Annotated in this window: 13 protein-coding genes; 5 read left to right on the top strand and 8 right to left on the bottom strand. The window is 42.9% G+C overall.

Annotated features, from left to right (window positions below; translation table 11 throughout):
* The coding region (locus tag LC605_RS26075; RefSeq protein ID WP_229550399.1) for a transposase at positions 1–976 on the top strand (976 nt) is incomplete at its 5' end.
* 116 nt (positions 977–1,092) lie between these two features.
* Here LC605_RS26075 and LC605_RS26070 read toward each other — a convergent pair.
* Positions 1,093–1,362 (bottom strand): WGxxGxxG family protein, encoded by a 270-nt coding sequence (locus tag LC605_RS26070; RefSeq protein ID WP_229550398.1) that lies wholly within the window; start codon positions 1,360–1,362, stop codon positions 1,093–1,095.
* Between the two features lie 519 nt (positions 1,363–1,881).
* Positions 1,882–2,349: an SsrA-binding protein SmpB gene (smpB, locus tag LC605_RS26065; RefSeq protein WP_229550397.1), complete on the bottom strand. Its 468-nt coding sequence runs from the start codon at positions 2,347–2,349 to the stop codon at positions 1,882–1,884.
* 404 nt (positions 2,350–2,753) lie between these two features.
* Between smpB and LC605_RS26060 the strand changes: the two genes are divergently transcribed.
* Entirely contained in the window at positions 2,754–3,437 is a 684-nt protein-coding gene (locus tag LC605_RS26060; protein WP_229550396.1) for a response regulator transcription factor, read from the top strand.
* A gap of 971 nt (positions 3,438–4,408) precedes the next feature.
* Here the strand turns inward: LC605_RS26060 and LC605_RS26055 are convergent.
* The 4 genes from LC605_RS26055 to murC all read right to left on the bottom strand — a co-directional run bounded on the left by LC605_RS26055 (position 4,409) and on the right by murC (position 8,088).
* Complete coding sequence (locus tag LC605_RS26055) at positions 4,409–4,879, bottom strand: low molecular weight protein-tyrosine-phosphatase (RefSeq protein WP_229550395.1); 471 nt, start codon at positions 4,877–4,879, stop codon at positions 4,409–4,411.
* 61 nt (positions 4,880–4,940) lie between these two features.
* A complete protein-coding gene (locus LC605_RS26050) occupies positions 4,941–5,288 on the bottom strand; it encodes a YbaB/EbfC family nucleoid-associated protein (RefSeq protein WP_069070420.1) in 348 nt (115 codons plus the stop codon).
* Positions 5,289–5,474: 186 nt separating this feature from the next.
* Positions 5,475–6,500, bottom strand: a complete 1,026-nt coding sequence (gene murB / locus LC605_RS26045; protein WP_229550394.1) for a UDP-N-acetylmuramate dehydrogenase — start codon at positions 6,498–6,500, stop codon at positions 5,475–5,477.
* A gap of 124 nt (positions 6,501–6,624) precedes the next feature.
* The gene (gene murC / locus LC605_RS26040; protein WP_229550393.1) at positions 6,625–8,088 is read right to left on the bottom strand and encodes a UDP-N-acetylmuramate--L-alanine ligase; all 1,464 of its coding nucleotides are present in this window, start codon (positions 8,086–8,088) and stop codon (positions 6,625–6,627) included.
* 403 nt (positions 8,089–8,491) lie between these two features.
* On the opposite strand from murC, the gene nadD reads away from it, so the two are divergent.
* On the top strand, positions 8,492–9,142 hold the full coding sequence (gene nadD / locus LC605_RS26035) for a nicotinate (nicotinamide) nucleotide adenylyltransferase (RefSeq protein ID WP_229550392.1): 651 nt from the start codon (positions 8,492–8,494) through the stop codon (positions 9,140–9,142).
* Positions 9,143–9,258: 116 nt separating this feature from the next.
* Complete coding sequence (locus LC605_RS26030; RefSeq protein ID WP_229550391.1) at positions 9,259–10,272, top strand: type I glyceraldehyde-3-phosphate dehydrogenase; 1,014 nt, start codon at positions 9,259–9,261, stop codon at positions 10,270–10,272.
* A gap of 109 nt (positions 10,273–10,381) precedes the next feature.
* Here LC605_RS26030 and thiL read toward each other — a convergent pair whose 3' ends face one another.
* Positions 10,382–11,425, bottom strand: a complete 1,044-nt coding sequence (thiL, locus tag LC605_RS26025) for a thiamine-phosphate kinase (RefSeq protein WP_229550390.1) — start codon at positions 11,423–11,425, stop codon at positions 10,382–10,384.
* An 89-nt stretch (positions 11,426–11,514) separates the two neighbouring features.
* Between thiL and LC605_RS26020 the strand changes: the two genes are divergently transcribed.
* Positions 11,515–12,087, top strand: coding sequence for a Uma2 family endonuclease (locus tag LC605_RS26020; protein ID WP_229550389.1), 573 nt, complete (start codon positions 11,515–11,517; stop codon positions 12,085–12,087).
* Between the two features lie 333 nt (positions 12,088–12,420).
* Here the strand turns inward: LC605_RS26020 and LC605_RS26015 are convergent, their stop codons facing one another.
* Positions 12,421–13,527 (bottom strand): peptidylprolyl isomerase, encoded by a 1,107-nt coding sequence (locus LC605_RS26015; RefSeq protein ID WP_229550388.1) that lies wholly within the window; start codon positions 13,525–13,527, stop codon positions 12,421–12,423.
* Positions 13,528–13,670 lie beyond the last annotated feature (143 nt).

Raw genomic sequence — 13,670 nt, 5'->3', positions numbered from 1 at the left:
AGCATACAAGAACTTTTTTACTGATTTAAAGAAAGCTAAAGGCAGAAAAGGTGTAGGTTTTCCTAAATTCAAAAAGAAACACGGATGTAAGCAGTCTTACAAAACTAATCTCACCAACGGCAACATACAGATAATAGAGAATGGTTTAAAACTTCCAAAGTTAGGCTGGATAAAATTTCACAAGTCTCAGGACATTGCCGGGAAGCTTGTAAACGTCACCATAACTCGTACTTCTGCTGGTAAATACATTGCTAGTATTTTGTGTGAAACAGAGATAGAAAAATATCCCCAAGTGACGCAAAGTATTGGTTTAGACTTGGGAATTAAATCTTACCTTGTTACAAGCAATAGTGAAGTTTTAGATAATCCAAAGTATTATAGAACTCAAAAAAGGAAATTACGTAAAGCACATAAAAAACTATCCCGTAGTGTAAAAGGTAGTAACAATAGAGTCAAAGCGAAAATCAAGCTGGCTCGTACTCACGAACGCATTACGAATTTGAGAGATGACTTTTTGCACAAGTTGTCAACCCGTTTAATCAAAGAAAATAGTATTATCTGTATTGAAGATTTACGAGTTACCAACATGGTGAAGAATCACAAATTAGCATTGAGTATTTCAGACGCTAGTTGGTCTAAGTTCGTTACCATGCTTGAATATAAAGCTTTGTGGCATGACAGGCTTGTGCAAAAAGTCGGTACGTTTTATCCCTCCTCTCAGACTTGTAACTGTTGTGGTTTTATCAACCCACTAGTCAAAGATTTAAATCTGCGTGAATGGTCTTGTCCACAATGCAATAGTTATAATTTGAGGGATAAAAACGCAGCACTTAATATATTAAGCGAGGGTTTGAGATTACTAACCGCCGTCGGTACGCCGGAGGTTATAAAAAACGCCTGTGGAGAACTTGTAAGTCCTGAAGTAATTCAGGCAGAGATCGTTGAAGCAGGAATCACGCGACTTCAAGTCGTGTGAGGTTCAAGTCACTGAACTGTATTGTAATATAAATAAGTTGTCAGTTGTTTTGTAAGAAAACAACTGACAACTGACATTTTTTGAATTTTCCGCAAAATCCAAAATCCAGGATGGTATTAATCCCTATAGGTAGTAGCACTTGGGGTATTAGGGTCACGATAAGTGGTCGCTTGTTTTTTGCCAGCCAAACCAGCTAAACCTAATAGACCAATCAATCCTAGCCAACCCCAATCAAAATCGTTGCGATCGTCAGTGGTCGTTGTTGGAGCAGTAGTGACTCCGGGGTCATTAGTTGTTTGAGCTTGTGCAGATAGAGTTAAGGGTAAAATTCCCATACTCAAGGTCAGAATGCCAGCACCAACAGCTGTAATCAAATTACTTTTCATAAGTTGTGAAAATTCCTATGCCATCTGAACTTACTCACAACTTTATCTAGTCTCAACCTTAGAAAAATCAATCTAAGGCTATAAACTAGGCATTTTCATAACTCACGCTGTGGATACATAACATGGTTTTCACAGCAATCCGTTTGTTACTCTGGTGTGGTAGTTAAGTACGTCGGCGTAATTAAAGTTAACTGGCTAAGGCTGTCATTGGTCATTTGTCATTGGTCATTTGTCATTTGTCATTTGTCACTTGTACTGAGCGAAGTCGAAGTATTGGTCATTGGTCACTTGTACTGAGCGACTTGCCCTGAGCGTAGCCGAAGGGAGTCGAAGTATTGGTCATTGGTCACTTGTACTGCCCTTGTCTACGAGAGGCTGCGCCAACGACTACGCTCAGGAACCGCGTTCGCGTAGCGTCTCGCAGAGAAGTCGAAGTATTGATTATTAGTAAGGGTTTTAAGCTTATTTCCGTTTCGTAACATACTTGGTTTTTTTCACACCAACGTACTTAGTTCACCCTCAATAGTTTTTCATTGCCCGTTGAATGTCACGCTGATCTTGGCGTCGTTTTAGGTCTTCTCGCTTATCGTGGAGCTTTTTACCTTTGCCAAGGGCTATACTCACTTTTAGCCAGCCTCGTTTGAGATACATTTTTAAAGGGATTAAAGTTAATCCCTGCTGTTCTACTTTGCCAATAAGCTTACGGAGTTCTTGGCGATGCAATAGTAGCTTGCGCGTACGCCGTGGTTCATGATTAAAATATTGTCCACTAGCGTTGTAAGGCGAGATATGCACATTGATCAACCATGCTTCGCCATTGCGAAGCAAAGCATAGCCATCTTGGAGATTGACTTTCCCCGCACGAATCGACTTCACCTCTGTTCCTGTCAATTCAATTCCAGCTTCGTAAGTTTCTAGAATTTCATACAAATAACGGGCTTGACGGTTGTCGCAAATAACTTTGTAACCTTCGTTCTTGTCGCTCATTGATAATTTTGCGTGCTTTAAATGTACCTAAAAAATTATTTGGATTGGCTTGTCAATTATCGGGTGTATCTTAGAATCGCTATAAATGGTGAACTGTATATCACTAATTTAGCTTTTCTAAGTTCACAATTAAGGTTTTCTGGCAGCCATTCTCCTTTATTGATGAGTTGTTACAAATTACAAAGCTCTCCACGCCTCCCAAGCACAGTGAGTTAAGGGTGAGTTAGACTTCGTTAATCTTCCTAATGATTTAAGATTTTCTTTATAAATAAACCCTAGAGACAGTCATTAACTGGTAATCCTGTCATAGTATGAAACATAAGAACACTATTATTGTCTGTGTTCACCGATGGAGTAGATAGAAGCAAATTTCTGAGTAAAAAAATGCTAGGGGTGTATTATCCATGCCCTTGACGATCCTTGTAGTGGATGATGATTTGGGCACTCGTCTGTCTGTCAGCGACTATCTTGAACTGTCTGGCTACTCAGTGATCACGGCTAATGACGGTCAAGAGGCCTTGTTTATGGTGGATGAGTATCATCCTGATTTGATTGTCACGGATATCGTTATGCCACGGATGAATGGCTATGAGCTGGTGCGCCGGGTGCGTCAACAACCAGTGTTTCGTTTATTGCCTGTAATTTTATTAACGGCACGCATTAAGACCCAGGAAAGAATTCTAGGCTACCAGTCAGGGTGCGATTTATATTTACCCAAGCCTTTTGAACTGGAAGAGTTAGCAGCAGCGATCCGCAATCTTTTGGAGCGATCGCAAATTATTCAATCAGAGTATCGTTTTTCTCATAAAGAGAGTTTGGGCATTTCCGGCTCGACAAAAGCGGGAGATGCCGATAATTCTCTGTCCGCTCAAATTCATAAATCCCATCTGCACTCATCCCTAACTCATAGAGAACAAGAAGTCTTAGACTTATTGACTCATGGTCTTTCTAACGCCGAAATGGGTCACCAGCTACACCTGAGTCCTCGAACCGTGGAAAAGTACGTTAGTAGTTTACTGAGAAAAACCTCAACCAGCAACCGAGCCGAATTAGTGCGTTTTGCGATGAAGCATGGTTTGGTGGAATAAAAGTTAGGAGTTAAAAGTGAGGAGTGAGGAATTATAGCAGAAGTCATGTATTTGAACCACATCTGTTGTAGGGGCACAGCAATGCTCATCGGTGTTCAATCTTCAAAGCCCCTCTTGGCCTCGGAGAGGGGTTTGGGTAGAGGTCTGCCGACTTGTGTATAGACGGTAGCCCCGTTCACGGGGAGGGGAGATTTTGTCACTAGACAAAAGCCGGATGGGGTTGCGAGGGCATAATTATAGCGCAATACACTTGGGTTAAGCATTTCGTGCATAATGTTAAGTACTATTACTTATTGACAAAAGTTATATAGTCTTAACCTCTCACCGATGATTGCATCCAAAGGAGAACCGCTATAGTAATTGAGTAGACTTGGTATGACGCCATTGCAAGGGTTTCACGTCAGGACTATTTCATTCTCATCTAGCCCATTCGTGATATTTTAGAATTACGTCTCATTTATCAATAAGCAATAGTACTTAAAACATCCGGAAAAATGGGGTTAGAAACACAATTTTTCGGCAAGCGATCGCTTAATTTTGATACTCCTCATTTATTTTTACGCCATTAATTAAGTATAAAAGTTAACTTAATACTTAAACTGCCTCTCAATTTTAAGCAAAATTACTAATTGACAAAAATAACTTTGTTTTAACCTCTCACGAATGCATCTAGCCCGCCTCAGAATGAATTCTGAGTCTAATAGCAAAAGTAGTCTAAAGACTACTGAGAAAAGCTTATAGTTTCTTAAAACGGACTTTAGTTATTAGCCCGGAACTTTAGTTCCGGGTGGTTTATGTCTAGGCTGAAATAGCCCTGGTTTCACGTTAAGTTGACACCAATGAGCAATGTTCCCTACCCCGTGGTCTATTTACCTGAAAATAGCTGTAAAACTCCTAACTCCCAACTCCTAACTCCCAACTCCTAACTCCTAACTCCCAACTTCTAACTCCTAACTCCTAACTCCTAACTCCTAACTCCTAACTTTGATGAGCAGACCTTCACAAGCATCGATCAGTAAATCAACAACCTGATTAAATCCCTCTTGACCACCATAATAAGGATCTGGAACATCCGTCAGGGTGTGTCGAGAGCAAAATTCGCACATCAAACGCACTTTATGCCGATACTGCTTAGTTTGATCAAGAGTGAGGATGTTCTCATAATTTTCTTGATCCATCGCCAAAATCAAATCAAAGTCTTGAAAGTCTGACTTTTGAAATTGGCGTGCTTGACCACGCAGTTTAATTCCCAACTTTGTAGCAGCCGCAACACTCATGCGTCTGTCAGGTGGGCTACCAATGTGATAACTAGATGTACCAGCAGAATCACAGAGGATGTGTTCGCTTAAGCCAGCCTGCTCAATTAGATGATTCATGATATTTTCTGCCGATGGCGATCGGCAGATGTTACCTAAGCAGACAAACAGCAACTTGTAAGCCATAGATATTTTTTGTCCTTTGTCAAGAGTCAAAAGTCATTTGACCAACGACCATGACTCTTGACTAAAATCCAGGTAACTCCAACCCACTGGTTAATTCTTCCATGCGTTCCCGCATTGTTGCTGTGGACTTGTTGTAGGCTTCTTTCATTGCCACTGTCACTAGATCAGAAAGTACCTCAGCACCTTCCCCTAGAGCATCTGGAGAGATTTCTACCCGCTTGGGTTCTTGGTTCCCACTGACAATTACCTTCACCAGACCACCGCCAGATTCTCCTAGAATCTCCATTTGCTCCAATTCTTCTTGGAGTCGCTTTGCACCTTCTTGAACTTGCTGCGCTTTCTTAAAAGCTTCGGCCAGTTCCTTCATTTTTCCTAACCCAAAGCCGAATCCTTGCCCTTTACCTGTCATAATTATTTGTACGCTCGTGCGTTGAATAACAAATCAAATTCAATTATAAATGCGGTAAGTAATTTGCCTCTTTTTTTACCAATAATTAATGCGTCATAGACTGGAGAGTAGGGAATTGCGAATTGGGGACTGCACATTGGTTATTAATTCTTCTCCCTCATCTCCCCATTCCCCACTCCCCATTTTTTATCCACAAGCACCTTGAAACTCTCCGAGCATTTTGACTTCTGGCTCTAAATTAATAGACCAACGTTCTTGTACCTGATGTTGGATGTGGCGAATGAGACAGAAAATATCGCTAGCTTTTGCTCCACCCCGGTTAACGATGAAATTAGCATGGAGCAGTGCTACTTGCGCTCCACCAATTTGGTAGCCTTTTAGACCAGTTTGTTCAATTAACCAGCCAGCGCTGTAAGGTTTGGGATTGCGGAATACACTACCACAACTGGGGAAGTTGTATGGTTGGGTGCTTAACCGATGCTTTTTGTGTTCTTTGGTGATTGCCATAACTTTTGCTGGGTCGGCACCTGGGGCGAGTTGTAAGGTGGCTTGGGTGACTATGCGTTGGCAACGCCTCTCCGAAGGAGACTCGCCACTTTGCAATAATGAAGTCCGGTAGCTATAACCTAACTGTTCCGGCGTAAGAGTTTCCAGCGTACCATCGGGTGAAAGTACTTGGGCGCTAACTAACATATCTGCGATACAGCTATTATGTGCCCCTGCATTCATCACTACAGCACCTCCTGCTGTACCGGGAATACCAACAGCCCACTCCAGTCCTTGCCAACCTAATTCGGCTGCTGCCCATGCCAAACTGGGAATTGATTCTCCGGCTGCAACAGTTAATTGACCAGTCTCTGGGTCAAAGTTGCTGAAGCGGAGATGACGAGTCGCAATGACTAAGCCTGATATGCCGCGATCGCTCACCAGCAAGTTAGAACCTGCTCCCAGTATTGTCACCTTTAAATTACGTTCTTTTGCATACTTAAGGCTTGCTTGTAGTGCTTCTAAGTTTCGAGGAGCAGCGTACAAATCAGCGGCTCCACCAACTCTATAGGAAGTGAAGGCTGACAAAGAAGCCTGAGACTTAATGGCACAATCCGTACTGGGTAAGTAAATTACTTCACTCTCCACGGAGTTAGTTGTTTGCTGTTTCTTTGTATTCAAAGCAGAAACTGTGCAGACGTTTCCAGCTGCCTGGGAAATGGTCATTTTTACTTTGTTTTGGTAAAATTTTTACATTTATTTACCGCAAAGATACGGTAATAGAATTAACCGATGAAACCGTTGCTAGAGGCGTGCTTTGCTCAGAAATAAAACTTTGCAAAGTCTCCACTTAGGACGTGGCTTTAGCTGGCTCACGAAGTGTCGTAATTACTTCAGGAATCACCTGATTCAAGTTCCCAGCGCCCAGAAACAGGGCCAAGTCTCCTGGGCGTAGTGTTTGTAGCAAGTACTCACACACGGCGAGTAAAGTTGGTTGATAAACTACCTGCGAATGGTGTTGAGCAATTTCTGCCGTTAGATGTTCACCACTAATTTGCCCTAAATTTGGTTCCCCTGCACTGTAAATATCAGTCAGCACCACCAAATCAGCATGGGTAAAGGACTCGGCAAATTCTTCTAAAAAGGTCAGAGTACGGCTATAGCGATGGGGTTGGAAGATCGCAACCACTCTTTGCCCTGGTCTTGCTTGTAAACGGGCTGCGGCAAGAGTAGCACGAATCTCGCTGGGGTGATGAGCATAGTCATCAATGAAGGTAATGCCATTGACTTCACCCCGGAACTCAAAGCGACGTCTTGCTCCTTCAAAGGTGGCGATACCTTTGGCAATTGCTCCAAACTCTAAGCCTAAGACGCGACCAACAGCCACTGCTGCTAGGGCATTGCTGAGATTGTGCCGACTGAGCAGGCGTAACTTCAACACACCCAAAGCTTTGCCTCTTTCCCAAACTAAAGCGGTGGTACCATCAGCCCGATAATCAATATTGGTGACGGTGTAATCAGCGTCGGGATCTGAGTGTAAGCTGTAACTGATTGTGGGTTGTAAGCGATCGCGCACTGTAGCACAGTCAATGCTACCTATTAACGTTTTACAACCCTTCGCAAATGTCTGGAAGATGTCAATTACTTCTTCTAATGTGTCGTAATGGTCTGGATGATCGAGTTCAATATTGGTGATGATGCCAATCTCTGGAGTATGTTTTACCAAGGAACCATCAGATTCATCTGCTTCGGCTACCAAATATTGGCTTTGTCCCAATCGAGCATTGCCAGACCATGCATTGACTTCGCCACCTACTAAAATCGTTGGGTCTAGACCTGCTTCCAGAAGCATATAGCCAATCATGCTACTAGTTGTCGTTTTGCCGTGTGTTCCTGCCACTGCAATACTGTGGTAATCGGCAATTAAAGCTGCTAGTACATCTGAACGATGTAAAATTGGGCAACCTAATTCCAGCGCTGCTTTGTATTCTAAATTATTCGTGTTAATTGCTGTTGAACAAATGACTTGAGGCAGTTTTGAGTTAGTAGCAGTAAGTAATTGTTCTTGTGAATTTAATACTACTGTATTCACCAATACCTGAGGGCGAAAGAATTCGAGATTGCTGGCCTCTTGTCTACCAAAAATATGAGCGCCCATAGATTCCAACTTGTGCGTCATGTGATTAGGACGAAGATCCGAACCCGATACTGGAAATTGCCGCTTGGCGAGAATGTATGCCAGAGCAGACATACCTATACCACCGATGCCAATGAAATGAAATGGTCTACCACTAAAATCTACAGAATTAGTCATTTATTACTCCTCTTACACCACACCACACCATAATCACAAATGACACGCGTATCATAACAGGAATTTGATTTTTACCGGAACTACTCCTGTATCATGTTGATGTTTGATGCCCAAATCATCTTTCTGATATGCTTTTCCTGGTTCAGAATGATTTTACCTTGGTTGGAGCTTTTTGCTATTTCTAAATTGTTCTTAAGATTATTCTGGAAATTTTGGCTGCATCGGGAAAGAAATTCTTGTAATGTCAAATACATATTTTTGGCTACCTTACTGTAATTGGCTACATAATACATTGTTTAGTGAAACTAATTTGAAATTGCATCAAGTGTAGGCGTCAATTGAGTACAATAGTACATTGGGAATGAAACTATTTTTCAATTGCATAAAACCCAGGCATAACTGGATGCACAAACTAGCAATTTTTGGCGGCACATTTGATCCAACTCATTGGGGACACCTGCTCATAGCCGAGACAGCTTTGCATCAAGTATCCCTCGAAAAGGTAATTTGGGTGCCATCCCTAAATCCTCCTCACAAAGAAGCCGGTTTGTTTGAGCATCGTGTGCAAATGCTGCAATTAGCCATAAAAGATAACCCAGCGTTTACTGTCTCACAAGTAGAGGCAAATCGCTCTGGGACTTCTTATGCCATTAACACCCTAATTAACTTATCTGCTGCTTACCCAAATACTCACTGGTACTGGATTGTGGGCTTAGACACTTTCCAAACCTTACCCGGTTGGTACCGTGGACACGAACTAGTACAAATGTGTGATTGGCTAATCGCACCCCGACTACTAGGTGGTGAGACTATAACTCAAAGCAAATTAATCTGCAAGCAAGTGGAGCAACAACTCAGGGAGCGGTCACACAACATTAACTGGCAACTCTTGGATATACCTTTACTAGGAGTTTCGTCAAGTCTAATTCGCAAATTTTGCCGCGATAACTTCGTCAACGCCAAGGGCGAACGCCAGTCAATTCGTTATTTAGTCCCGGAATCGGTGAGATTATATATCACTAACAACAATCTCTACTCCCACAAATCTGAATAAATTATGTGTTTTTTTATTGATCTAAGACTTTATGGTTAAAAGTGCCCCCCCTCTTTGCGATATGATTGGGGTCAACGATATCAACATATAAGCATAAATACAGAGGGCAAGACACTGTGATTAGAGTTGCAATCAACGGTTTCGGGCGGATTGGACGTAACTTTGCGCGTTGCTGGGTGGGTAGAGAGAATAGTAAAATCGATCTTGTCGCTATTAATGACACTTCAGACCCTAGAACCAATGCTCACCTGCTGAAGTATGACTCAATGCTGGGGAAAATCAAGGGTGCTGAGATTAGTGCCGATGATAACTCTATCATCGTTAACGGCAAGACCATTAAGTGCGTATCTGATCGCAACCCAGAAAACTTGCCCTGGAGAGATTGGGAAATTGACCTAATTATCGAAGCAACGGGGGTGTTTACTAGCAAAGAAGGAGCGCTCAAGCACGTAAATGCTGGAGCCAAGAAAGTTCTGATTACCGCTCCTGGTAAAAACGAGGATGGCACTTTTGTGATTGGTGTGAATCATCATGACTATGACCACAACAGACACCACATTATCAGTAATGCTAGCTGTACTACCAACTGCTTGGCGCCCATCGCCAAGGTGTTGAATGATAAGTTTGGCATCATCAAAGGTACGATGACTACCACCCACAGCTATACAGGTGATCAGCGCTTGCTAGACGCTTCTCACCGGGATTTGCGACGGGCGAGGGCCGCAGCGATCAATATTGTACCCACCTCTACTGGTGCGGCAAAAGCAGTGGCACTGGTTATTCCAGACCTCAAAGGCAAGCTAAATGGTGTTGCCTTACGCGTACCTACCCCGAACGTCTCAATGGTAGATTTCGTAGTTCAGGTTGAGAAGCGTACTATTACGGAAGAAGTTAACCAAGCTCTCAAAGATGCTGCTGAAGGCCCACTTAAAGGCGTTTTGGACTATAGCGAACTAGAACTAGTATCTTCCGATTATCAAGGTAGTGATGCTTCTTCAATTGTGGATGCCAACTTGACTTTGGTCTTGGGTAATGACTTAGTAAAAGTTATGGCGTGGTATGACAACGAGTGGGGTTACAGCCAACGAGTCTTGGATTTAGCTGAATTGGTAGCCCAAAAGTGGGAATAATTAGTCATTAGTCATTGGTCATTGGTCATTGGTCATTAGTGATTAGTTTTTCATAAAGGACAAATGACAATTAGTCATTGGTTTTTCACAAATGACAAAGGACAAAGGACTATTGACCAAAATGTTGAAATCCCTGGCTAAGACTCAGAACTTGGTCAGGGAATTTTTTTTGTTGATCGTGTAATAGTACTGTTGATCCAGCTGTAATTCTACCGACGATCGCAGCATCTTGACCAAGATGTTGTACTAAGGCTGATGCTGGTTCTTGTGGTAAGCACAGCACTAGTTCAAAGTCTTCTCCACCGTATAGAGCATATTCTAGGGCTTGCTCTTGTGTCAGCCAATGGTTAAAAGTTTTTGGTACGGGAATTTGTCTGTGTTCTAAGACAGCGCCAACGCCACTGGCGCGGCAAATTTGGATAATTGCGTCAGCCAAACCATCGCTGCTATCCATACCAGCAATGGGGGGTGGAGAGTTAGGAGTTAGGAGTTGGGTGTTAGGAGTTAAGATTTTCTGGAGGATGGGTAAGACATCTAATCGTGGCTGTGGGCGCTGGTGTGCGCGGATTAGAGCCGTGTGTTCTGGATTTTTGAGATTTTGCCCGAATTCGGGATGCAAGAGCAGTTCTAAGCCAGCGTGAGAGGCTCCATGAACGCCTGTAACAACGATCGCATCTCCGATAACAGCAGCAGAACGGCGGATAATTCGATGAGGGTTAACTTGACCAAAAGCGGTAATTGCCAGAGTAGTCACAGGCGATCGCACAATATCACCTCCGACAATTGCTGTATTGTATTTTTGCAGGCATTCTGTCATTCCCTGGTACAACCGTTCCACCCAATTCACCCTCACTTCGCCAGGAAGTCCCAAACCGACGGTGATTCCCAATGGGAAAGCACCCATTGCGGCTAAATCTGATAAATTGGCAGCAGCAGCCCGCCAACCAGCATCTTCTGGGGAAGTGGTGAGGTTGCTAAAATGTATGCCATCAACTAGCACATCTGTAGTCACCACCAAAGATTGCTCTGGTGCAGTTTCAAGTACTGCTGCATCATCGCCGATAATTTCTGGAGGACAGAAGCGCTGCAATCTTTCCAAAAGACCTTGTTCACCAATGTCTTTTACTTGTTGAGAAGATAACTCACTGTTCACAATCGGTTTTCTGTATTGCAAAATTACTAAGAAAACGGAGAATTTGCTTTACTGTTTAAGATAAGGGTATCGTCTAGGAGACAGTTGGGATGGTAACAACACCAGTAACCAGCATCACATTTGAGGAGTACTTAACCTATGATGATGGCAACGATTTCCATTATGAACTGGTGGATGGCAAGCTAGAGCTAATGAATCCACCTACTATTGAACATTTCCTGATTGCCAAATTTCTTGAGCAATTACTAGATGCAGAAATTAAACGTTGCGGCTCACCTTGGCTGACTTTTCGGGAAAGTGGGGTGAGAACGGGTATAAATAAATCTAGGTTGACTGATTTGTGTGTAGTGACAGTGGAACAAGCCAGAGAATTATTAAATGCCTCAGCAGTATTTGAGTCACCGCCGTTATTAATTGTCGAGGTGGTCAGTCCAGAGTCGGTGAAACGGGACTATCGCCATAAGCGTTCTGAATATGCGGCCTTAGAGGTTTTTGAATATTGGATTGTAGACCCATTGCAAGAAAAACTTTCGGTGTTACTACTGGAAGATGGATTTTACGAAGAAACAGTTTTTACAGCAACTCAGCAAATAATATCACGGACTTTTCCCGAATTAGCGATCGCAGTTGATCAGATATTCACCGCCAGTAATTTGAGTTAGAACTTAGCGCTCTTTTATGACTCTCACGAGATAAAAGTTACAAACCAATGTTTCTGATTAGTTTTTATAAATTTAGGCGTAGGTTGGGTTGAGGAACGAAACCCAACAGCAAGAATCCTTAATTTTGTTGGGTAACACTGAAATTCAACCCAACCTACAAATATTTTATTTTTTCAGAGTAATAAAAGAGCGTTAGAGCCAGGGCAAATATAATTCACGGCTATACAGGCAAAGTCCGCCTCCTCGGACTAAGGAAAGATTGAGGATTTTAAACCCACGGGGGTGGGTTTTGCCTGTGTAGTCGCGGTTTATAGCCGCCGATTTAATCTCTTCTTACGCTGCTTGCGGCTCAAGCAGATTTTCTATTCCCTGAACCACTTTTGCCGATTCAATTTTGTCACCCGCCTTCAGTTTATCCAAAACTTCTTTGCCTTCAGTGAGATAGCCAAAAACGGCATAACGACCATCTAATAGGTTGCGTCCGGCGGGGGTGAGTTCTGGTTCAAACAGAAAGAAGAAAAATTGTGATGAACCACCATTTACCTCACTTTCGGGACGAGCCATCACCACTGCACCAAAGGCAGAAAAAGGCAAAACTGGCATATCAACGTAACGACCAGCTTCTTCGAGAGTAATGCCATAGGTAGGTGCTTTATCGCCTTGAACTAAGATTTCTAAAGGAATAGCGCGATATTTGCCTGTTGTTGGGTCAATGAAACCCACGTCTTTTCCAACGGGGTCTCCAGTTTGGAGAAAGTAAGATTCTTCAGAACGGGTAAATTCTAAGCCATTATAAAAACCCCTCTGTACCAAATCTACAAAATTACCAGCAGTGACAGGGGCGCTGTACCCGTCTACTACGATAGTCAAATCGCCTTTATTAGTTTTGAATTCTACAGTGGCACGACCTTTAAGTTGCGGCAGGTTACTATACTCGCCAGGTACTTCAAAGGGGAATTGTCTCACCATTGACTCTTCTATCTGAGTGACGAGATTCAGAAGTTTAGTTCTCTCTTGCAGAATTTGTTCTTTATCTTTGCTCTTCGCCAATTCTGACAATTTACTCACCCCAGATTTCAACTCGCTAATCCAAGCTTCAGCTTGGGGTTGGCGTTCTTCAAGAACGCTTGTTAAGATTTGCGAAGGTTTATCGAGAATACGGGATGCTTGGCTGATGTCTTTGGAAATAGCACCCCAGCGCCGATTCGCCCGCAGTTGGGCAGAGATGTCCTCTAAACTGCCTTGTAGTTCCCGCACAGGTTTATTATCTATCGGGAGTGCATAGCGTAACAAAGCTTTACCATCGGTAATTGCGTTGCCGGCTGGCAGTGCAGCGCTACTGAAGGGAGTCCACCCAGCTGTAGTTATGCCTAAAAATATTGTTACCAGCAGTATTGCCATTAGGCTGTTCTTCAGCCAGGATTTTAATAAGTTAAGCATGGGATAACTCAAATGCAGCATTGAATTGTTGACTGGACGTAACCCATACATAATCTTCCCATGTTAGGTGATGAGGGAGATGGGGGAGATGAGGGAGATGAGGGAGATGGGGGAGATGGGGGAGATGGGGGAGATGAGGGAGA

Origin of the sequence: Nostoc sp. CHAB 5836 (genome assembly GCF_020829445.1) — a bacterium.
Taxonomy (GTDB): domain Bacteria; phylum Cyanobacteriota; class Cyanobacteriia; order Cyanobacteriales; family Nostocaceae; genus Nostoc.
This window is presented reverse-complemented; position numbering and strand designations above follow the sequence as displayed.

Excerpts from the sequence above, each read along its gene's own strand:
- smpB (WP_229550397.1), bottom strand. The coding sequence starts at position 2,349 with ATGAGCGACAAGAACGAAGGTTACAAAGTTATTTGCGACAACCGTCAA.
- LC605_RS26070 (WP_229550398.1), bottom strand. The coding sequence starts at position 1,362 with ATGAAAAGTAATTTGATTACAGCTGTTGGTGCTGGCATTCTGACCTTG.
- LC605_RS26060 (WP_229550396.1), top strand. The coding sequence starts at position 2,754 with ATGCCCTTGACGATCCTTGTAGTGGATGATGATTTGGGCACTCGTCTG.
- murC (WP_229550393.1), bottom strand. The coding sequence starts at position 8,088 with ATGACTAATTCTGTAGATTTTAGTGGTAGACCATTTCATTTCATTGGC.
- LC605_RS26055 (WP_229550395.1), bottom strand. The coding sequence starts at position 4,879 with ATGGCTTACAAGTTGCTGTTTGTCTGCTTAGGTAACATCTGCCGATCG.
- nadD (WP_229550392.1), top strand. The coding sequence starts at position 8,492 with ATGCACAAACTAGCAATTTTTGGCGGCACATTTGATCCAACTCATTGG.
- LC605_RS26050 (WP_069070420.1), bottom strand. The coding sequence starts at position 5,288 with ATGACAGGTAAAGGGCAAGGATTCGGCTTTGGGTTAGGAAAAATGAAG.
- LC605_RS26015 (WP_229550388.1), bottom strand. The coding sequence starts at position 13,527 with ATGCTTAACTTATTAAAATCCTGGCTGAAGAACAGCCTAATGGCAATA.
- LC605_RS26020 (WP_229550389.1), top strand. The coding sequence starts at position 11,515 with ATGGTAACAACACCAGTAACCAGCATCACATTTGAGGAGTACTTAACC.
- murB (WP_229550394.1), bottom strand. The coding sequence starts at position 6,500 with ATGACCATTTCCCAGGCAGCTGGAAACGTCTGCACAGTTTCTGCTTTG.